We start from the raw sequence: 22,037 nt of genomic DNA, 5'->3' as shown, positions 1-22,037 counted from the left end.
GAACAGAAACGTATTCTTTCCACCAACGTTTTTCCCTTATTATTCCTCTATTTCCTTTCCGGCTTTTTTCCATTCTTCGAAACCTTTGTCGAGGTCGTAAACCACGTATCCCTTTTCGCTGAGTATAGCGGCAGCCTTTTTACTGCGTTTACCACTACGACAATACAAAGCAACGGGTTTATCTTTCTGTAGAGTGGAGTCGGCTATTTCCGCAAAAGTCTTATCAAGCACATTGATGTTGATGCTTTTGGGAATGTGTGACTCCGAGTATTCGGCTACGGTGCGTACATCCAGACGCTGTATCTCAGGATTGGCTATCAGCGTGGAGAAATCTTCCACGGATACAGACTTGAAATCTCCTTTCTGCTGACAGGAGAAAAGAGAGGAGAAGAATAGACAGATGCCTGCAATCAAAGAATTTATTTTCATCTTACTGGGGATTATATTCAAATTCATAAGTTACTTCTTTGCCGGAATACGTGTTTAAGCTGAAATAGATTGTAACTTTATCAATTCCATCCTCTGCATATTGCCGTAACGGAACGGATGCATATGCATGTTTCGTGTATGCCTGCACATCTCCGCCATCATCATGATAGAGAGACAGACGTACCGTCCGGGTTCCTGCTTCTTTATCCGTGGTGACTTCGTCCTCAATGAAATGGAACGAGTGCTTTCCGTTCTGCGACTTGATTTCCAGCATTATGTTCAGGTAATCAATCCCCATCCAGATACTCAGTATATCTGCCGGATCACGCTTGATTCCATCCTTAAATTTATCCGCAGACTGCGGTACAGGCGATATGGCACTCAATACTGCATACAATTTCACTCCGGATGTCCCATCGGCAGCTTCCGCCTTGCCATAGTTGCTGACAATGCGGGCAGAGGCATTAGCGTCTATACGTGTTTTCGACGCGTCTTCCACTATTGCAAGTGTTTCGCCTTCATCCGTCAGCACGGATTGCAGGCTGCCGTCGGCACCGGCCTGTGCAGTCAGGAAGTCCAGTTTTACGGACGGATAATGATAATCATCGTCATCGCCGCAGGAAACCAGCATGAATACCAGTACGGGAAGAAACCAGCATAAAGAAACCGGAAATTGTAGCTTACCTTTCATATATTACTCTATTTCGGATTATCAGTTCTTGTAGCCAAATAATTCGTCAGTGGATTGGCATACATCAACAACATCTTTTCGCGCAGGAACGGGATGTCTTTATTGGGCAGTTCAATGCGTGTAAGTTGCTGGTCGATGTAGTCAGTGAAGTGTTTTTTCTCTTCGGCGGTATAATGACCGGCGAAGGCCTGGGTGCCCGACAAATAATCGTGAGCTATGTAATTGCCGGGATACATACGATAGTTTGCATGGATTCTCCGATCTATAAGGGCGGAGATCAATGAAAACAGTTCGGGTTTGGAAAGAGAACGGTCCAGCTTTTCCAGCTCTTCATTGATGCACGATGCTACCTGGAAGTGCACGCGTCCTTTAGGTCCGAACAAGCCGGTCTGCATATTCTTCAGGTCGTCTTCCTGCGTCTTCTTGTAGTCCGGTATATCGCGTTTCTGTTGGAACTCCTGTGCTTTCAGGTAATCACAAGGATCGTATTCGTACGAAATGGCCAATGGAAGGATGTTCATTTCAATCAGGCGGTCGATGATGTCACCCTCACCGCCCATAGCCAGCATCTTGAGAACGCTTTCTTGAGTACGGTCGTTTGAGTCTTTGGCACGCCCTTCACGTTGAGCTATCCAGATGGACTGGTTCTTATCCTTAATAGTGTGGTGCATATAGCGCGACATGCGTCCGGAAGATTCCAGCATTTGGCGCATGGTCAGGGCACGTTGTACTATGAATGATTTGTTGACACGCACGAACTTCTTAATCCAGGGATAGATCAGCAGGTTATCGCCGATGGCAATTTCTACTGTATCCATACCTTTGTCTATCAACTCTACGGACAGGAAACCGGAGTCGAGAATGATATCGCGGTGGTTGGAGATATAAGTATAAGCGGATGTCTTGTCCGTCTGTGCCGTAAGGTCCAGAGTTACTCCCTGTGTCGTATCTCTGGCAAATCTTTTCAGGATTGTGTAACAGAATGCTTTCTGAAACTCCAACTTCGTCTTGCATGTACGCATTTTCTGCGCAAGTGCCTCAAAGGGAACTTCCGGGAAAACAGCAGACGCCACCTGCTGGAAAGCCGGATCGGCAATCAGTTCCTCGTAAATCTGAGGAAGCTCCTCGTCATGATAAGGGCGGATTTCATCAAATTCCATATTCATAATGATTAACGTTTAGTGATTAGCGATTAGTAGGTTAGTCACTAAAACTGGTTCTCGATTATATCAGTCATTACATCCTTAATGTCTAATCCTGCGGCACGTACTTGCTGGGGTATGAAGCTGGTAGCCGTCATTCCGGGCGTGGTGTTCACTTCCAGCAGATTGACTTTATCTCCGGCAGTGATGATGTAGTCCACACGAATGATACCTGAAGCGCCCAGGATATCGTAAATGGCGGAAGTCAGTGTCTGTATCCGGTGCGTCAGGTCATCGGAGATGCGGGCTGGGGTGATTTCGGAAACCTGTCCGTTGTACTTGGCGTCGTAGTCGAAGAATTCATTTTCGGTCACTACTTCGGTGATAGGGAATACGACTGACTTCTCTTTAGTCTTATAACAACCGCAGGTCACTTCGGTGCCTTCCATGTAGGCTTCTATCAGAACTTCTTGCGCTTCATCGAATGCCTTAACAATGGCAGGCTGTATTTGTTCTTTCGTCTTAACTTTCGTTACGCCAAAGCTGGAACCTCCTAGGCTGGGTTTGATGAAACAGGGCAAACCTATCTTTTCAATCACATCTTCATCGGAAATGGATTGTCCCTGGCGAAGCACTAAGGATTCTGCTATGCGTACTCCAAAAACTTTGAGATATTGGTTGCAGGCAAACTTATCATACGTAAGTGCTGCTGCCAGTACACCACAACATGAGTAGGGGATGTGAAGGAGATCGAAATAGCCTTGCAAGCGTCCGTCCTCACCCGGAGTGCCGTGAATGGTGATGTAGGCAAAGTCGAATGTTACCTTCCTGCCATTCATCTGAAAACTGAAGTCATTCCGGTCAATGGGCGCTTTGCCGCCGTCGGGCAGTTGCACGTGCCAGTCGAGTCCGTGTATCTCCACAATATATAATGTGTACTTTTCCTTATTGATAAAGGAGTAGATTCCCTGTGCGCTGCGCAGGGAAACTTGAAATTCGGAGGTATCGCCTCCGCCAACAATAGCAATCGTGCGTTTCATTCTAAATCTCTGTTACTGATGTAGCCTCTCCATTTGTCTATCAGCAAGGTCATGTCTTCGGGTATTTCGGAGGTGAAGTACATCTTTTCGCCGGTGGCGGGATGTACAAAACCCAGTGTCATGGCGTGTAATGCCTGCCGTGGACAAGTATCGAAGCAGTTATTTACAAATTGTTTGTATTTACTGAAATGGGTACCTTTCAGAATCTCGTGACCGCCGTAGCGCTCATCATTGAAGAGTACATGGCCGATATGTTTCATGTGAACACGTATCTGATGGGTACGTCCCGTTTCAAGAATGCATTCTACAAGAGTGACATAGCCCAGACGCTCCAGAACCCGGTAATGGGTCACGGCATGCTTTCCCTGATCATCGGGCAGAACGGTCATCTGCATGCGGTCTCTGGGATTCCGGCCAATGTTTCCGGTGATGGTTCCCTCGTCCTGTTCAACGGTTCCCCACACCAGGGCGCGGTAGCGTCGTTTGGTGGTTTTGTTGAAGAACTGCATACCGAGGTTGGTTTTGGCATCCGGTGTTTTGGCTATGACGAGCAGCCCGGAAGTGTCTTTATCGATGCGATGAACCAGACCAACGTGCGGGTCGTTGGCATCGTAGTCAGGATTATCTTTCATGTGCCAGGCGATGGCGTTCACTAAAGTCCCCTGGTAGTTTCCATGCCCGGGGTGTACCACCAGTCCGGCAGGTTTGTTCACTACCATGAGGTATTTATCCTCGTAGACTATATTAAGTGGAATATCTTCGGGAATGACTTCGTTTTCATAACGCGGACGATCCATCATGATGGTGATGACATCCATCGGTTTCACCTTGTAGCTGCTCTTGACTGGTTTGTTGTTAGCCATTACGAAACCGGCTTCCGCTGATTTCTGTATGCGGTTGCGCGAAGCGTTTGTCAGGCGGTCGAACAGGTATTTGTCTACGCGCATCATTTCCTGTCCTCTATCCACTACCACGCGGAAGTGTTCATAGAGTTGGGCTTCATCACCGACAGGTTCTATGTCGTCCAGATCATCCTCAGTCACTATGTCGTCCGGCAAATCTTCTATCATTCCTTGTTCTTTCTATGTGTTATTGTTATTATTCCCCGTATGATCGAGTTTAAAACCAGGACTCGTCTGCTGCGGAATCTTTAGAGGAGGTAGGGGTGGTAGCTTCTACTGCTGTAGAATCCCCTTCCTGAGGAAGTTCTCCACCGTCTCCCACAATTAGTGTAAGTGTGGCACCTACAGGTACTTTTTCACCGTTGGTCAGTGTACGGCCTTTATATTTCACACCGTATACCCAGTCTTTTTCTCCGGCTATGCGTTCGTTCTCGGACAGTTTGAAGCCGGCCGCCAGCAGGTGTGCCTGTGCTTGGCGCATGGAACTGTTGTCCGCTACATTGGGAACGATTAGCAAAGGGGTACTCAGGGTGTTTATGGTCAGATAGATGGTGCGTCCTTCCTTCACTTTCTGCCCGGCGGCAGGATTGTGTTCGAGGATGCATCCGGCTGGTAAGTTCTTTACGTAGCTGGAGTCGGAAACGATGCAGGTAAGGCCTTGGTTACGGAACATTTTCTCGGCTTCTGCCACTCCCATACCTTTCACGTTGGGCACTACTACCGCTTCACCGTGACGGGTGTATATATCCAGTCCCTTCAGCACTCCAAACAGTACAAGGGCAACCACAATGACCATTGCGATCAGGTTTATCCAGAAAAACTTATTCTGTTTGAAAGAAAAAAACTCTTTTATAGTCATAATCCTTGGCGTTGTTTGGGGACAAAGATAATGCAAACCGAAAGCAGTACAAAATATGCTTGCTTATTTTTGATGCTGAGGAGCTTTTTTAAAGGAGAAAGAAGTTATCACTTCGCTCGGGAGTTAAAGAAGTTAGAACTCCTCTAACTCCTTCTAACTCCTTATTCAGTTCAGAGTGACTCAAGCAGTCTCTTTAATACTACCGTAGCTGATATTTCACGATTAGCCGCTTCGGGGATGACAATAGATTGCGGACTTTCGATGACATCATCTGTTACAATCATATTGCGGCGCACGGGCAGGCAGTGCATGAAATAAGCATTGTTGGTTACTGCCATCTGGCGGTCGCTTACGGTCCATTCACGATCTTTGCTTAGGATCTGTCCGTAATTATCTCCGGCATAAGCCGCCCAGTTCTTGGCATAGACGAAGTCAGCGCCTTCGAAGGCTTTCATCTGATCATATTCCACACGGGCATTTCCTACGAATTGCGGAGCAAGTTCGTAACCTTCGGGATGGGTGATGACGAAATCATAATCCGTGGCGTTCATCCATTCGGCAAATGAATTAGGCACGGCTTGGGGCAATGGGCGCGGATGCGGTGCCCAGCTCATTACCACTTTAGGGCGTGCCGTCTTCTTGTATTCTTCAATTGTGATGAGGTCGGCAAAGCTTTGCAACGGATGGCGGGTAGCTGCTTCCATTGAGAACACCGGGCGACCGGAATGTTGGATGAACTGGTTTATGATTACCTCGTTATAGTCATCCTCTTTGTTTTCGAAGCGGGCGAACGAACGTACACCGATGATGTCGCAGTAGCAACCCATCACAGGAATAGCCTCCAGTAGATGTTCGGGTTTGTCTCCATCCATGATGACACCGCGTTCCGTCTCCAGTTTCCATGCTCCCTGGTTGATGTCCAGCACGATAACATTCATACCCAGATTCGTAGCCGCTTTCTGTGTGCTGAGACGGGTACGTAAGCTGGAGTTGAAGAAAATCATCATCAACGTCTTGTTCCGTCCCAACTCTACGTATTTAAAACGGTCTTTCTTAATCTCAAATGCTTCATCCAGTGCAGCTTTCAGGTTTCCGATGTCCTGCACACAAGTAAACTTCTTCATGATATATATTTATGATTTATAATTTCACTTCCTTACCTGTCCTTCTCCTTCGACAATCCACTTGTACGTGGTCAGTTCTTCCAGAGCCATGGGACCGCGGGCATGCAGCTTCTGCGTGCTGATACCGATTTCGGCACCCAGACCGAACTGCGCTCCGTCTGTAAAGGAAGTCGGTACGTTGACGTATACGCAGGCGGCGTCCACATCACGACAGAACCACTCGGCACGGGCCTTATCTTCGGTTACAATACATTCGCTGTGTTTGGAACCGTATTTCTGAATATGTGCTATGGCTTCACGAATGGACTGAACGGTTTTAATGGACATCTTGTAGTCCAGAAATTCCGTACCGAAGTCTTCCTCCGTAGCCTCCTTCAGTAGCTCCGCAGGATAGCTTCCCTTCAGTGCGTTGTATGCGTACATATCCGCATAGATTATCACATAGCTTTTTTGCAACGGTGCGCAAAGTGCCGGCAGATCGTTGAGGCGGTCACCGTCAATCAACAGACAGTCCAGAGCATTGCATACGCTGACGCGGCGCGTTTTGGCATTGTTGATGATAGCTGCACCTTTCTCTACATCACCGTAGCGGTCGAAGAAAGTATGGCAGATACCTGCGCCTGTTTCAATGACGGGTATGGTGGCATTTTGACGTACAAAGTTGATGAGGCTACTGCTGCCACGCGGAATAAGTAAGTCTACATACCCCCGGGCATTCAGCAACTCGGCTGTAGCTTCCCGGTCGGCGGGCAGTAATTCTACGATGTGCGGGTTGATGTTGAAATGTTCCAGTACTTCGTGTATCACGTTGATAATGGCTCGGTTGGAGGAGTCGGCATCACTACCGCCTTTCAGTATGCAGGCATTTCCGCTTTTCAGGCAGAGGGAGAATACGTCGAAACTCACGTTGGGGCGTGCTTCGTATACAATGCCGATGACGCCAAACGGGACACTTACCTTTCTGAGCCTCATTCCCTGGGGATGTGTGTGCTCTTTCAGCGTGCGTCCCACTGGTGAGGGAAGGGTTGCTACATTGCGTGTATCGGCAGCGATGCCTTGCAGGCGTTCTACGGTCAGTTTCAGCCGGTCGTATTTCGGATCTTTCGGATCCATTCTTTCCAGGTCCTTCTTGTTCTCAGCGAGGATGAAGTCCGATTTTGCCAGGGCAGCGTCCGCTACAGCCGATAGTATCTGATTGATTTCTTTATCGCTCAGTGATAACAATTCCCGGCTGGCTTCCTGCACGGTGGCAAATACTTTGTTTAAGTCCATTTCCTTATACTTCTTTTATCGATTACCCTGCAAATGTAATAATTATATCGGGAATGCCTGCTTTATCCATCAGAAATGAACAATTTCCGATATTAATAATAATGAATGACAGGTCATTCGTTTCCATACATCCTGTTTTTTTTACCACTTCTCATTCCTTAGCCGTAAACAGAGTATCATCATTAAAATCGCCTCTACAGCACCCCCCCAGAGAGGGGGTGTGGAAAGGTAACGACTGAGGGTGGCAAAGGTAACGACTTTCCCTAACACAGGTTTTGGGGAGGTTTAAGGGTAGGCGGAGCAGTGTCTTATTGTAGTATTATATTATCAAAAGCAAAGTGATTTTCAAAATTTCAATCCTTTTTCGGATATTTGCTCATTTTCCTATAGAAACGAATTAATTCATTATTTCAATAGTTTATTTGTTCTAATTTATAACCACCAAAGATTAGTTTTGTAAATACTTGATTATCAAGCGTGTTGTAATCAGACTATCTCAGTATCATACTTAGGGTACCTCAATATGATACTAAGGTATCCTAAGTATCATACTGAGACCCCCTAAGTATGCGACTGATCTCGAAAATGTTTTGTTTTATAAATATTTATTATTTATATTAGAGGCGCTTATCATATCGGATTATCGTTTTGTTCATAACCCGACAAAAATGAATTATTTTCGACATTAATCCTTATTAATTCTATTTTAAGTCGATATTAATGTTTTTTCATTGATATTATTAATGGGTCGCACTTTTCTTTGCATTTCGGAAAACATAAACTTAAAGAATCATGAAAAACCGTTTGATAGGTCTGTGCATTGTCTGTGCTTGCTGCTTGATGGCTAAAGCTGATGACTTAAAACTCTGGTATCAGCAACCTGCCAAAGTATGGACCGAAGCATTACCTTTGGGTAATTCACGTTTGGGCGCCATGGTCTATGGCGGAGTAGTTAACGAACAGATACAGTTGAATGAGGAGACTGTCTGGGGCGGTGGCCCTCATCGCAACGATAGTCCGAAGGCATTCGGTGTATTGCCCAAGGTCAGGGAACTTATTTTTGCCGGACATGAGAAAGAAGCCGAAAAGGTTATGGCTGATAACTTCTTTACCGGGCAGCATGGCATGCCTTTCCAGACGATTGGCAGTTTGATGCTGGAATTTGATGGACATGTCGATTACTCCAATTATCGCAGGGATTTAGATTTGGAACGGGCGGTCGCATCCGTGCGGTATAAGATAGGCGAAGTGAATTATACCCGTACCATATTCACTTCTTTGGTAGATAATGCTTTGATCATCCGTATCGAGGCGGATAAACCCGGTGCAGTCAATTTTACAACCAGATATAGTACCCCGTATAAAGAGTACGAGATAAAGAAGAATGGCAAGAGCCTCCTGTTGTCCGGACATGGTTCGGCGCACGAAGGCATTCCTGGAGCTATTCGTTTTGAAACCCGCACACAGATAAAGGCGGAGAAGGGTAAAGTCAATGTCACCAATGATTGCATTGAAGTGAAAGGCGCAGATGCTGCTGTGATTTATGTGACGGCTGCAACCAACTTTGTCAATTATAAAGATGTAAGTGCCAATGAAACCCGTCGGGCAACGGAGTTTCTGGCAAAAGCCATGAAGCGCCCTTATGCCCAGGCGCTTACTGCTCATGAAGGAGCCTATCAAAAGCTTTTCGGACGTGTCTCTCTGAATATCGGCCCCTCCAGTCAGGAAGAAACATCTTACCGTATCAAGCATTTCAATGAAAGGAAAGATTTGGGCTTGGTGGCGTTGATGTTCCAGTTCGGGCGTTACCTACTTATATCCTCTTCGCAACCCGGCGGACAGCCTGCCGGACTGCAAGGCATCTGGAATCATGAACTATTGGCTCCGTGGGATGGAAAGTACACCATCAATATCAATACGGAGATGAACTACTGGCCGGCAGAAGTGACAAATCTCCCGGAAATGCATGAACCGATGTTCCAGATGGTGAAAGAATTGTCAGAGTCGGCACAAGGCACAGCACGCACCTTGTACGACTGCCGTGGGTGGACTGTACATCATAACACGGATCTGTGGCGTATGGCCGGACCTGTGGATGGTGCTTCGTATGTCTGGCCGTTGGGTGGCGCTTGGCTGAGCCAACATCTGTGGCAACATTATCTTTATACAGGCGATCAGGCATTCCTGAAAACTGCTTATCCGGCTTTGAAGGGGGCGGCTGATTTCTTCCTCGATTTCCTGGTGGAACATCCTAAATATGGCTGGATGGTCTGTGCTCCTTCTATGTCTCCCGAACAGGGCCCTCCGGGAACCGGTACAATGATTACTGCCGGATGTACGATGGACACTCAGATCGTGCTGGATGCGTTGACTTCCGTACTGTCGGCTACCCAACTGCTGTATCCAGCTAATACCTCCTATCGGGACAGTCTGCAAAGTATGATTAAGCGTTTGCCGCCTATGCAGATAGGTAAGTATAATCAGCTGCAGGAGTGGCTGGCGGATGTGGATGATCCGAATAATGACCATCGTCATGTTTCCCATTTGTACGGGCTTTATCCCAGTAATCAGATTTCCCCTTATGCGCATCCGCAGCTTTTCCAGGCAGCTAAACGCTCACTTCTCTATCGGGGTGACATGGCTACAGGGTGGTCAATCGGTTGGAAAATCAATCTGTGGGCACGTCTGCTCGACGGTGATCATGCTTATAAGATTATCAAGAATATGTTGAAGCTGGTGGAAAAGGATAATCCTGACGGACGTACTTATCCGAATATGTTTGACGCGCATCCGCCTTTCCAGATTGATGGAAACTTCGGTTTCACAGCCGGTGTAGCTGAGATGTTACTTCAAAGTCATGATGAGGCTTTACATTTATTGCCCGCCTTGCCTCAGGATTGGAACAAGGGTAGTGTAAAAGGTCTGGTAGCCCGCGGTGCTTTTGAAGTGGACATAGACTGGGATGGCGGTGAATTGACTACGGCTACCGTAACCTCACGCATTGGCGGCAATCTGCGTATACGTTCGTATGTGCCGTTGGAAGGTGTAGGTCTTAAGGAAGCGAAAGGTGATAATCCGAATCCGTTGATGAAGCGCGGAGATATTAAGGAACCGCTGGTCGCTGCCGGATTAAGGGCGCAATATCCTCTCTTGTATAAGATTTATGAGTATGATATACAGACACAACCGGGAGAAAAGTACACATTGCACAGAGCATTCTGACAATCGATATTACGAATAAGAAATAGAAATAGGTTATGGTAAAAAGACTAAATTGGTTTATTGTATGCTTGTTGTTTTCAATAGGTATTACGGCGCAGGCTGCCGGTAAACAGTACAATTCGTACAAAGGATTGGTGATGGCCGGTTATCAGGGGTGGTTTAATGCCCCTGATGATGGCGCCAATCGGGGGTGGTATCACTATACCGGACACGATGGCTTTCGCCCCGGTTCTTGTACGATTGACTTCTGGCCGGAAGTATCGGAGTATAAAAAACTGTATAAGACGGAGTTCAAGTTTGCAGACGGAACGCCCGCCTATACTTTCTCTTCGCACGATGAGTCTACGGTAGATACTCATTTCAGATGGATGAAAGAATATGGATTGGATGGTGTGTTTATGCAGCGTTTTGTCGGGGAAATCCGTGGTGAGAGTGGTTTGAAGCATTTCAATACTGTTTTGAACTCTGCCATGAAAGCAGCCAATAAATACGAGCGTGCCATTTGTGTCATGTATGATTTAAGTGGTATGCGTCCCAGTGATGAGGATGTTTTGCTGAAAGATATTGCCGATGTGGCTAAACGTCATTCTCTGAAAGATCATGCCAAGAATCCCTCTTATCTGTATCATAATGGAAAACCGCTGGTTACGGTCTGGGGAGTAGGTTTCAATGATCACCGCCGTTACGGTCTGGATGAAGCCGAAAAGATTATCAATGGTTTGAAGGCACAGGGCTTTAGTGTGATGCTGGGAGTGCCTACGCACTGGCGCGAATTGAGTGGGGATACCGAATCGGACCCTCGTCTGCATGAGTTGATAAAACGGTGTGATGTTGTGATGCCCTGGTTTGTTGGACGGTATAATGAAGACTCGTATCCCCGTTATCAGAAACTGATTAAAGGTGACATCGAGTGGGCGAAAAAGAATAAAGTGGATTATGCACCTTTGGCTTTTCCGGGATTCTCCTGGCGTAATATGAAGGGGCACGAAAACAGTGTGCAGATACCGCGTAACAAAGGTTCGTTCCTTTGGAAGCAGTTGTCCGGAGCTCTGAAGGAAGGTGCGGAAATGCTTTATGTAGCTATGTTTGATGAGATAGATGAAGGTACGGCTATCTTTAAATGTGCTAAAAAGGTTCCCGTAGGTGCCAGTACATTTGTACCCATTGAGGAAGGCATTGGTGGTGATCATTATTTGTGGCTGGTGGGTCAGGCCGGTAAAATGTTGCGTAAGGAAATACCGTTGGAGATGAAGCAACCGGTACGTTAGTTCTTGTTCTGTTCATCAATGATTTCCATTAGGGAATATTTGTATGTAGTTCCCAATGAAGCTGCATATTCTTTACAGAAAGCATCGTAAACGGTTTTAGCAAGTCCTTTCTTTCCCTGTTGGCAAAGAATGCGGCACTTTATGCAGAGGGCTTCCTCATTGATGTAGTCATGCTGGAATAGGGTGTCCGCTATCTGCAATTTCAGCGTGTCCGAAAGATCCTCCTGCTTTAATAATCGGCATAACAAGTCGATGGTGTCATTGGAGAAATCATTCTTGAATGTATCGATCCAATCAGTCTCAATGTTAGGAAGCATCATACCGCGCAATAACAGCTCCAATAACTTTTCCAGATCCTGACTATTGTTCTTGTTGTATAAATGGAGAGCCTCCAGGTAGTCGCAAATGGTGCCATTCTCGAATTGTATGCTCCAGAAGCCATTCTGATTCAAAATCTTGATGTCACCCACTTTGTCCAGCAGACTGCGAAGCTTACTCATATATACATTACGGTTGTTTTTAGCGGATTCTTCCGTTTTATCATACCACAACAGTTGAATCAACTTGTTTCCAATGATACCTTTGGAGTCTTTTCCCGTATAAAGAATCAATAATATCAATAAGTATTTGAGGGTAGGGGTAAAGGAAAATGTAATATCATTTCCTTCCTTGTCAATGACACGGAAGCCACCAAAAAAACAAATGCATTTCCTGGAGAAGTCATAGTTATGAAATGTGGGGACGGACATGTTGATAGGCATATCAATCTTGATTTCCGGCTTCTCTTGTCCCTGGAGAGTATTGGGAGCCTTGCCGGTCAAATTTGTCTTCTGAGATTTACTTTCCTCATTCCGGGCGAGTATGGTATGCTTCTTTCTGTAATAAAGGGTTCCTATCCCGATAACAAGCAAACCTCCGATAATGCATAGCCAAACATAGAGATTATTGCTACCGGCAGTCTGGGCTTCAGACACTTCGGACTGTTTGAATGATGAAACGGGAATAGGAGGAAAATTCAGTTCATAGATGTCTATATCTGCTTTTCCACTGACTTCGGCCTGATGTACAGCCAGGTATAGTTTCTTCTGTTTTGGGGAATAATATAGATTACTGTATAGATATTGTCCAGGGAATTTCAGCCCCATGGGCAATGACATGGGCTCGAAGTGTGGCGTTTTTGTATCGATTCTCATCAGGATACCACCTAATTGTGTACAGAAGAAATAGAAACAGTCTTTTTCCGAGTCATAAATCATATTCTCGCCAGGTTGGAAGTCTCCATTATCCGGATTTTGAGGGGCTTCCCATAGCTTGTTGACCTGTTGGGTGAGTAAGTTGACCGAATAAAGATCATAATAATTCCGGGGAGATAATTCCTGGCGTCCAGACGGACAACCACGACCGCCGAAGATATAAAGTGTACTGTCCACAAGAGCGGAACTGGAGGAATACCGGGGATGGATATTAGTCAGATTGATATGCCGTTGCGGTGTGTTTTCATACGGGTAACTGATTAGTAGTCTATTGTTATAGTGATAATGTCCATATCCGCCAAAGCTGATTAGTGAGGAGTTGGAGGGATTGTAGACGAGCGTATTGTTCCAATAGTCATGTTCCGCGACGGGAGCCTGCGTCCCTTTCCAACTCTGGGCATTAGAATCGAATGCCGAATAAAGATTTTCATTCAGATTGTAGGATAGCAACTGATGGCGTTGGGGGATGTAGATAAGCTGGTTCGGATAGTTTGCTACGAATTTTCCACCTTTCACCCGTATGGAATCTGTTACTTTTTCATCTGCGTGAAAAACATATAGTTTCTTATTGTCGTTGGCTATATAGAACGTGGCGACAGTAGGATCGAACGCAATGGAAGGAGAGGTGGCAAAATGTTGTGAATAGATTTTCTTCCAGGTAATGTATTGGTCGATAATCCACTGTGTATTCTTGCCGGAAGCGGGCTTATGAGATGTTTCATCATAACAAATGTCTCCATTATGACGTGCCATTTTCCATAGACGGATTTCCTGGTTCCCGCGTTTCAGACTGATATCTTTCAGGTTAACGGAAGCTACATCATCTAACACGAAATCATCGAAAGGACAATAACCGAAAGCAATGCGTATTCCTTGTGCACCCATTAATGCCGGATAGTTGACATTAATTTGTGTGCTGTCGTAAAGTACTGTTATATTCCCGTCTTTGGGGTCAAAAGTCAGGCTGACTGAAACCCAGGTTTCACGTCTTGCTTCTTTCTGGATGGGATGTACGGCATCTCCGGTGACCAGAATGGGGAAACGCCTGTCATTCTCACCCACGCTGTACATTAAATCTATATTTTTATTGTCGTTTGTAATAATTCGGAACACGGTTCCGAATACATTATCCGGTCTGATCCAAAGGTTAAAGTTCAGGGTGACTTTTTCTCCTTTGGTATCTATGGGCTTTCCATCTTCTAATGCCATACTGGTGAACTCGGAGTTCTGAAGTGGGTAGGACTGGATATGCAGGCCATATTCAGGAAGCTGGGCTATTGAGTTCAAGCATATAGATAAAAGGAAGAATATAGATAGTGTCTTTTTCATTCTGAAGTTCCTTAATGAAGTATTAGCTTGGACAAAAGTAATATTTTTCGGTGAAAAGCAATTACTAAATTATACAATTCTTCAGGGAGGACTTCTCTTTTTCACTTAAAGAGCCTCATTAAGCGGATTTTAATGTTTCATTAATTATAGTTTCACTGTTTTATTAATAGGTTACCGTTTACTTTGCAACATCAAACAGAGTAAAATCAATATCTGATAGTATGAATTTTAAAAAGCACTTGTTTCTTTTTGCAGGCATATTGTCCTGCTCTTTTATAATGGCTCAACAGCCAAGTGATATCTTATCAGTGTCGGCATCAACCAAACTGGAGAAAGCTTCGCTGGCTTTTGATAAAGATCCGAAAACGATGTGGGAAGTGAATGCTCAGGACCTGAAGACGGACCAGTGGCTGATGTTTACCATACAGACTCCCGGTGATGTGTGTGAACTTAACCTTCAGATGCAGGGTGTATCAAAGGAAGAACTGAAGCAATTGATGAGTGTATTTGTTACTTATGATCCGATGAATCTGGGAGTTCCGGTAGACTATCAGGTGAAGGGTAGTCCGAAAGAAATGCAGGTTACGTTTTCACCTAAATACGGTGCTCACGTTCGACTGGCATTTAAAGGCAATAGCCGTGTGAAACCTTTTTCGGTGAAAGAGGTAGAGGTACTTTTGGCTGATAAAGTGCTGAAAGACCGAAAAGGAGAGAAAACATCTCTTCGTTATATGGATCCGACGCTTCCGGTGGAAGAACGTGTGGAAAGTTTGCTGAGTGTAATGACCCCGGAAGACAAGATGGAATTAATACGCGAGGGATGGGGGATCCCGGGGATTCCTCATTTATATGTACCGCCCATTACAAAAGTAGAAGCGGTGCATGGGTTCTCATACGGTAGCGGTGCTACTATTTTTCCGCAAGCATTGGCAATGGGAGCTACCTGGAATAAGAAACTGACAGAAGATGTGGCTATGGCTGTTGGTGACGAAACTCTTGCAGCAGGTACTATGCAGGCATGGTCTCCGGTACTCGATGTGGCACAGGATGCACGTTGGGGACGTTGTGAGGAGACATTTGGTGAAGACCCTGTGCTGGTATCACAAATTGGTGGAGCCTGGATTAAAGGATATCAATCTAAAGGCTTGTTTACTACTCCGAAACATTTTGGTGGGCATGGCGCCCCGCTGGGCGGACGTGATTCCCATGATATCGGTTTGTCCGAACGTGAAATGCGTGAGGTGCATTTGGTTCCGTTCCGCCATGTCATCCGCAACTATGACTGCCAATCTGTAATGATGGCTTATTCTGATTATCTGGGTGTGCCGGTTGCTAAAAGCAGAGAGTTATTGCATAGTATTCTGCGTGAGGAATGGGGATTTGACGGCTTTATTGTGAGTGACTGCGGTGCTATCGGTAATCTGACTGCCCGTAAACATTATACAGCAAAAGATAAGATAGAAGCCGCTAATCAGGCTCTGGCGGCAGGCATCGCTACCAATTGTGGTGATACTTACAATGACAAAGAGGTGATACAAGCTGCAAAAGACGGACGTATCAATATGGAAAACCTGGATGAGGTTTGTCGCACCATGCTGCGTATGATGTTCCGTAACGAACTGTTTGAGAAGACACCGAATAAACCTTTGGACTGGAACAAGATATATCCGGGATGGAACTCAGACAGCCATAAAGAAATGGCACGTCAGGCAGCACGCGAATCTATTGTAATGCTGGAAAATAAAGATAACATATTGCCTTTGGCTAAAGATATGCGTACGATTGCTGTAGTAGGTCCCGGAGCAGATGATCTCCAGCCTGGTGACTATACTCCCAAACTTTTACCCGGTCAGTTGAAATCTGTATTGACAGGTATCAAACAAGCGGTAGATAAGCAGACAAAGGTAGTCTATGAGCAAGGTTGTGATTTTACAAGTTCGAATGGGACGGATATTCCCAAGGCAGTGAAAGCAGCTTCTCAGTCGGATGTAATAGTGTTGGTTTTGGGAGATTGCTCTACCAGTGAATCAACGACAGATGTTTACAAGACTTCCGGAGAAAACCATGATTATGCCACTCTGATTTTACCTGGTAAACAACAGGAGTTATTGGAAGCTGTTTGTGCAACCGGTAAACCTGTAATCTTAATTCTTCAGGCAGGTCGTCCTTACAACTTGTCTAAGGCGTCAGAACTGTGTAAAGCTATTCTTGTTAACTGGCTACCGGGACAAGAAGGTGGTCCGGCTACGGCTGATGTGCTGTTCGGTGATTATAATCCTGCCGGTCGTTTGCCGATGACGTTCCCGCGTCATGTAGGTCAGCTTCCTCTGTATTATAACTTTAAAACTTCCGGTCGTCGTTATGAATATTCAGACATGGAATTTTATCCTCTTTATTATTTTGGATATGGTTTAAGCTACACTTCTTTTGAATATTCCGGTTTGAAGATACAGGAAAAGGATGATGGTAATGTTGCAGTACAGGCAACTGTGAAGAATGTGGGGCAACGTGCCGGAGACGAAGTTGTTCAGTTGTATATAACTGATATGTATGCCAGCGTGAAAACGCGTATTACAGAGCTGAAAGATTTCACTCGTGTTCATCTGCAACCGGGTGAGTCAAAGACAGTTTCTTTTGAACTGACACCTTATGAACTCTCATTACTCAATGATCGTATGGACAGAGTAGTAGAAAAAGGAGAGTTTAAGATATTAGTCGGTGGAGTTAGCCCTCAGTATGTGGCAAAAGACCGTATAAAAGATAGTGTAGGTTATGCGGATGCAAAGAAAGGATTGTCCGGTATGCTTGAATATACTCATGAATTTGCCGCAGATTTCGGTTTGTCATTGTTCAAAGTTGAAGAGAACTTGCTGAAAAATCAGAAGACAATCTGGGTATCTGTTAAGAACAATGGTACTCTGATGGATACAGGTAAGATAGAAATGTACGTTGGAGGTAAGAAGACAGGAGAGAATGTGCATTATGAACTGTCTCCGGGAGAAGAGAAACTGATACCTTTCAGTGTGGATAAGAATAATGACGGAGATGTACTGTTCACCACTAAATATAAAGTGTTGTCTATATAAACTTGATATAATGAAGAAACTGTTAGCATTTATATGCCTATGTATACAGATTGTCCCGTTATGGGGACAATCTGTATTGCGTACTCCACATGGAGTAAAAGTAAAGACAAAAGCTGCCTGTGTGGAACTTGAGTGCTTCTCTTCTTCCATTATTCGTGTGAAGAAGTATCCTCTTGGGCAAGCGCCGGAAAAACAGTCGTTATCTGTTACGATGCAACCAGAAAAGGTGAAGTATAAGATACAGGAAGCAAATAATCAGGTAATACTTACTACTTCCGAACTGACCGTTTTGCTGGATATCGTTCAGAACCAGGTTCGCTTTGCGACTAAAGACGGGAAGGCATTGTTGGTAGAAAAACCTTCCTCCACAGGTTTCACTTCTTTCAATGATGCAGGTAATTCTACATATCGGATTCGCCAAACTTTTTTGTTGGATAGTGATGAGGCTATTTATGGTTTGGGACAGCACCAGCTGGGAAAGATGAATCAGCGTAATCAAACTCTTTTCTTGCAACAGGCGAATACGGAAATATGTATTCCTTTGGTCCATTCCATCAAAGGCTATGCATTGTTTTGGGATAATTATTCTCCTACCACTTTTACAGACAATGCACAAGGGATGACTTTTGATTCGGAGGTTGGTGATTTGTGTGATTATTACTTTATTTATGGCGGCGGAGCAGATAAAGTAGTGGCTGGATTGCGTGAATTGACAGGACAGGCTCCCATGTTTCCACTTTGGACATTCGGTTTTTGGCAATCAAGAGAGCGATATGTCAGCCAGGATGAACTGGTTAGCGTTGTTGCGAAATATCGTGACCTGAAGGTGCCTCTGGATGGCATTATTCAGGACTGGCGTTATTGGGGAGAAGACCATAAAGATTGGAATGCGATGGAATTTCGTAATCCGAGATTTCCCGATCCAAAGAAAATGATGGAAGAGGTGCACCATCTGAATGCCCATGCTATTATTTCAGTGTGGCCTTCTTTTGGACCCGCTACCGGAATCTATGCTGATTTGAAAGCTCTGAACAAGTTGATGATACATGAAACTTTCCCGCAGGATAATGGTGTGAAGGTATATGATACTTATGATCCCGTAGTGAGAGATATCTATTGGAAATATATGAATAAAAATATGTTCAGCATCGGAATGGATGGTTGGTGGCTGGATGCAACCGAACCGGAACATAGCCCGATGAAAGAAGGAGACATGGATTTTCAAACTTATCTGGGCTCTTTCCGTAAAGTGCGTAATGCTTTCCCGCTTGTAAGCGTGGGCGGCGTTTATGATCATCAAAGACAGGAGACTTCCGATAAACGCGTTTTTATTCTGACTCGTTCTGCTTTTGCAGGTCAGCAACGTTATGCCGCCCAGGCATGGTCCGGTGATGTTGTTTCCGATTGGGATGTGTTGCGTAATCAGATTCCGGCAGCCTTGAATATCTCATTGACAGGTATTCCTTATTGGAATTCTGATATTGGTGGTTTCTTTTCTGGCAGAAAGTTTCCGGAAGGTGTGAAAGATCCGGCATTCCATGAATTGTATGTGCGTTGGATGCAGTTTGCAGCTTTTACGGGAATGATGCGCTCGCATGGTACAAACACTCCCCGTGAAATATTTATGTTTGGTGAACGTGGATACTGGGCTTTCGATGCGCAAGAGAAAATGATTAATCTTCGCTATCGATTATTACCTTATATTTATTCAACCTCATGGGAGGTTACTTCTAATGGTGGAAGTCTGATGCGTGCTTTGTTCTCTGACTTTCCGGAAGATAAAAAGGTTACAGATATAGGCGATGAGTATATGTTTGGAAAGTCCATATTGGTAGCTCCGGTAATAAGTGAAGTAGAGAGACGCTCCCTGTATCTGCCTGAGGGTACGCAATGGATTGATTTTTGGACAGGTGAAAAGCAAAAGGGCGGGCAGGAGATTAGCCGTGAAGCTCCCATTGATATCATCCCATTATATGTGAAAGCAGGTTCCATCATTCCTGCCGGACCTTCCGTTCAGTTTGCAACCGAGAAGTCATGGGATAATTTGCAGGTTCGCATCTATCCAGGTGCCGATGGAGAATTTACCTTATATGAAGACGAGGATGATAACTATAATTACGAAAAAGATAAATATACCACTGTCCGTATGACGTGGAGTGACAAGGATAGGCAGTTAACTATCCATCCTCGTCAGGGTAGTTATGATGGCATGTTGCAAAATCGTAACTTCCGTATCGTTGTTGTAGATAATCTGAAAGGGTTGGGATTGGATAATGAATCGTATACTGTGAATGTGGAGTATAAAGGAAAGAAACTTAATATAAAACTACCATGAAAAGCATTGCGAAATTAGTTAGTATAGCCTGGATGTCAGGCTTGTTGGTCAGTTGTGCTTCGGAACAACGGACTACGGTTAATAGTGATCGGATTGTGACAAATCCTATTGATTTGAATTATCGTTTCCAACCGAATGAAGAGTCACGGCGTGAAGCTGCCGATCCGGTACTGGAATATTTCAAAGGATATTATTATATGTTTGCTTCTAAGTCCGGTGGTTACTGGCGCTCCGAAGACTTGGCAAAGTGGGAATATATTCCTTGTACAACTATTCCGACTATGGAAGATTATGCGCCTACAATTCTTGTTTATGGTGATACACTTTACTTTACCGCTTCCAGTGGAAATACCCGGATTTATAAGAATGCTCATCCGGAAAAAGATGCTTGGGAAGAAGTAGATACAAAATTTGAGTATCCTCAGCATGACCCGGCCTTCTTTAAGGATGATGATGGAAGAGTTTATCTTTATTGGGGATGTTCGGATATAGATCCGATAATGGGAGTAGAAGTAGATCCCAAAGATGGTTTCCGTGCTATCGGTGAACCTAAAGCTTTGATACATCATAATTGTGATAAATATGGTTGGGAAGTTCCCGGTAAGAATAATGAAGAACCGCGCCAAGGCTGGAATGAAGGTCCGTGTGTGCTGAAGCATAATGGACGTTATTACTTGCAGTATGCCGCTCCCGGTACTCAATATCGTATTTATGGTGATGGTAACTATATAGGCGATAATCCGTTAGGACCTTTCGAGTATGTAGAAGATAATCCTTTTTCTTTCAAACCCGGTGGTTTTATTGGTGGTGCCGGACATGGACATACCTTCAAGGATAAATATGGAAATTACTGGCATGTAGCTTCCATGACTATTTCTGTTCGTCACTGGTTCGAACGTCGTTTGGGATTATTCCCGGTAGTTGTTTCTGATAAATACGGTATGTATGCGCTTACTACTTTTGCAGATTACCCCTTCTGTATTCCCGACAGGAAAGTAGACTTCGAAAAAGAAGATATCAACATGGGGTGGAACCTGCTTTCGTATAAGAAGAAAGTAGCTGCATCTTCTTCTCTTGAAGGTTACGAACCGGAATTGGCTAATGATGAGCAAGTCGAGACTTGGTGGGCTGCGCAGACTGGTAACAAAGGTGAATGGTTACAAATTGATCTTGGCGAGCCTATGGATGTGAAGGCCATTCAGGTTAATTTTGCAGATCATAATTTTAATATCCATGCTCCCCATGGACCGGTGGTATATCAATATTATATTGAAGGGTCGGTAGATGGAAATAAATGGACTCGTCTGGTAGATGAAGAAAAGAATCAGCAAGATGCTCCTCATAAATTGCATACTCTGGCTACACCAGCGAAAATGCAATACCTGAAAATCTGCAATTCAAAAGATATGGAAGGCTCTTTCTCCTTATTTGATTTGCGTATCTTCGGACAAGGTGGTGGTGAAGCTCCCGTTGCTGTAACAGGTTTCCAGACCTCGCGTGATGAGAATGACAAACGTATCTACCGTTTTGTATGGGATTCTCAAGAAGATGTAACAGGATACATTTTACGTTGGGGAACACAAAAAGAAAAACTTACCCATTCAATGGTGGTTTACGACAATCAATATGAGGCCCGCTATTTTAATAGGGATTCAGAATATTATTTTTCTATCATTGCTTTTAATGAAAATGGTGTAGGAGCTGATGACTTTTAATTCATAAAAGGGCTATCTATATCGGATAAAATTGTGTATTGTAGCTTACAAGTTCGTATTCGTAATTGACGAATACGAACTTGTAAGCTACGTTTCTTTTCAATTAATCTATTTATATATCCTTTTTTAATGTGGAAGCGTTAAAAAGCTGTTGAACCCTTCTTTTTTGATAAAAAAGCCTCTTCTATTAATGTCTTTTTAAGGAGAATATTAACGGTATAGGCATACTTTTGTCTCATATAATTTTAGAACCCGGGTTTAATAAATATGAAAAATGCACAACTATGCGTAAAGTGCCCTTCACCTGATGTAATCCTCTTAAATGTGATGAGGAATAATCGCTGAAGTTAATTTTTAAATTTAATAAATT

General features: G+C 44.4%; 14 protein-coding genes. 5 read left to right on the top strand and 9 right to left on the bottom strand.

Features of this window, described 5'->3' with window-relative positions; all coding sequences use genetic code 11:
• Nucleotides 1-39: 39 nt before the first annotated feature.
• The 8 genes from BN161_RS24910 to BN161_RS24875 all read right to left on the bottom strand — a co-directional run bounded on the left by BN161_RS24910 (nucleotide 40) and on the right by BN161_RS24875 (nucleotide 7,459).
• Nucleotides 40-429, bottom strand: coding sequence for a rhodanese-like domain-containing protein (locus tag BN161_RS24910; protein ID WP_007217050.1), 390 nt, complete (start codon nucleotides 427-429; stop codon nucleotides 40-42).
• A gap of 1 nt (nucleotide 430) precedes the next feature.
• The gene (locus tag BN161_RS24905) at nucleotides 431-1,120 is read right to left on the bottom strand and encodes a NigD1/NigD2 family lipoprotein (RefSeq protein WP_044271420.1); all 690 of its coding nucleotides are present in this window, start codon (nucleotides 1,118-1,120) and stop codon (nucleotides 431-433) included.
• Between the two features lie 8 nt (nucleotides 1,121-1,128).
• Complete coding sequence (locus tag BN161_RS24900) at nucleotides 1,129-2,286, bottom strand: hypothetical protein (protein ID WP_044271417.1); 1,158 nt, start codon at nucleotides 2,284-2,286, stop codon at nucleotides 1,129-1,131.
• A gap of 41 nt (nucleotides 2,287-2,327) precedes the next feature.
• Nucleotides 2,328-3,302, bottom strand: a complete 975-nt coding sequence (locus BN161_RS24895) for a D-alanine--D-alanine ligase (RefSeq protein WP_044271416.1) — start codon at nucleotides 3,300-3,302, stop codon at nucleotides 2,328-2,330.
• Entirely contained in the window at nucleotides 3,299-4,372 is a 1,074-nt protein-coding gene (locus BN161_RS24890; RefSeq protein WP_044271413.1) for an RluA family pseudouridine synthase, read from the bottom strand. The genes BN161_RS24895 and BN161_RS24890 overlap by 4 nt, the downstream gene beginning before the upstream one ends.
• A gap of 49 nt (nucleotides 4,373-4,421) precedes the next feature.
• Nucleotides 4,422-5,063: a PASTA domain-containing protein gene (locus BN161_RS24885; protein WP_044271410.1), complete on the bottom strand. Its 642-nt coding sequence runs from the start codon at nucleotides 5,061-5,063 to the stop codon at nucleotides 4,422-4,424.
• Between the two features lie 170 nt (nucleotides 5,064-5,233).
• A complete protein-coding gene (locus tag BN161_RS24880) occupies nucleotides 5,234-6,187 on the bottom strand; it encodes a Rossmann-fold NAD(P)-binding domain-containing protein (protein WP_044271408.1) in 954 nt (317 codons plus the stop codon).
• Between the two features lie 24 nt (nucleotides 6,188-6,211).
• Entirely contained in the window at nucleotides 6,212-7,459 is a 1,248-nt protein-coding gene (locus tag BN161_RS24875; protein ID WP_044271407.1) for a glutamate-5-semialdehyde dehydrogenase, read from the bottom strand.
• Nucleotides 7,460-8,251: 792 nt separating this feature from the next.
• Between BN161_RS24875 and BN161_RS24870 the strand changes: the two genes are divergently transcribed.
• Both BN161_RS24870 and BN161_RS24865 read left to right on the top strand, forming a co-directional pair.
• Nucleotides 8,252-10,681, top strand: a complete 2,430-nt coding sequence (locus BN161_RS24870; RefSeq protein WP_044271405.1) for a glycoside hydrolase family 95 protein — start codon at nucleotides 8,252-8,254, stop codon at nucleotides 10,679-10,681.
• Nucleotides 10,682-10,716: 35 nt separating this feature from the next.
• Entirely contained in the window at nucleotides 10,717-11,949 is a 1,233-nt protein-coding gene (locus BN161_RS24865; RefSeq protein WP_044271403.1) for a glycoside hydrolase family 71/99-like protein, read from the top strand.
• Here BN161_RS24865 and BN161_RS24860 read toward each other — a convergent pair.
• Complete coding sequence (locus BN161_RS24860) at nucleotides 11,946-14,531, bottom strand: hypothetical protein (protein WP_044271400.1); 2,586 nt, start codon at nucleotides 14,529-14,531, stop codon at nucleotides 11,946-11,948. The genes BN161_RS24865 and BN161_RS24860 overlap by 4 nt on opposite strands.
• Nucleotides 14,532-14,752: 221 nt before the next feature.
• Here BN161_RS24860 and BN161_RS24855 point away from each other — a divergent pair, with 221 nt between their 5' ends.
• From BN161_RS24855 to BN161_RS24845, 3 genes are read left to right on the top strand one after another with little or no spacing between them, the layout of a single operon-like run.
• A complete protein-coding gene (locus BN161_RS24855) occupies nucleotides 14,753-17,617 on the top strand; it encodes a glycoside hydrolase family 3 C-terminal domain-containing protein (protein WP_044271397.1) in 2,865 nt (954 codons plus the stop codon).
• Between the two features lie 10 nt (nucleotides 17,618-17,627).
• The gene (locus BN161_RS24850) at nucleotides 17,628-19,952 is read left to right on the top strand and encodes a glycoside hydrolase family 31 protein (protein ID WP_044271394.1); all 2,325 of its coding nucleotides are present in this window, start codon (nucleotides 17,628-17,630) and stop codon (nucleotides 19,950-19,952) included.
• Nucleotides 19,949-21,667: a family 43 glycosylhydrolase gene (locus tag BN161_RS24845; RefSeq protein WP_044271392.1), complete on the top strand. Its 1,719-nt coding sequence runs from the start codon at nucleotides 19,949-19,951 to the stop codon at nucleotides 21,665-21,667. The genes BN161_RS24850 and BN161_RS24845 overlap by 4 nt, the downstream gene beginning before the upstream one ends.
• Nucleotides 21,668-22,037: the final 370 nt, after the last annotated feature.

This window comes from Bacteroides timonensis (assembly GCF_000513195.1).
Taxonomy (GTDB): Bacteria; Bacteroidota; Bacteroidia; order Bacteroidales; family Bacteroidaceae; genus Bacteroides; species Bacteroides timonensis.
This window is presented reverse-complemented; position numbering and strand designations above follow the sequence as displayed.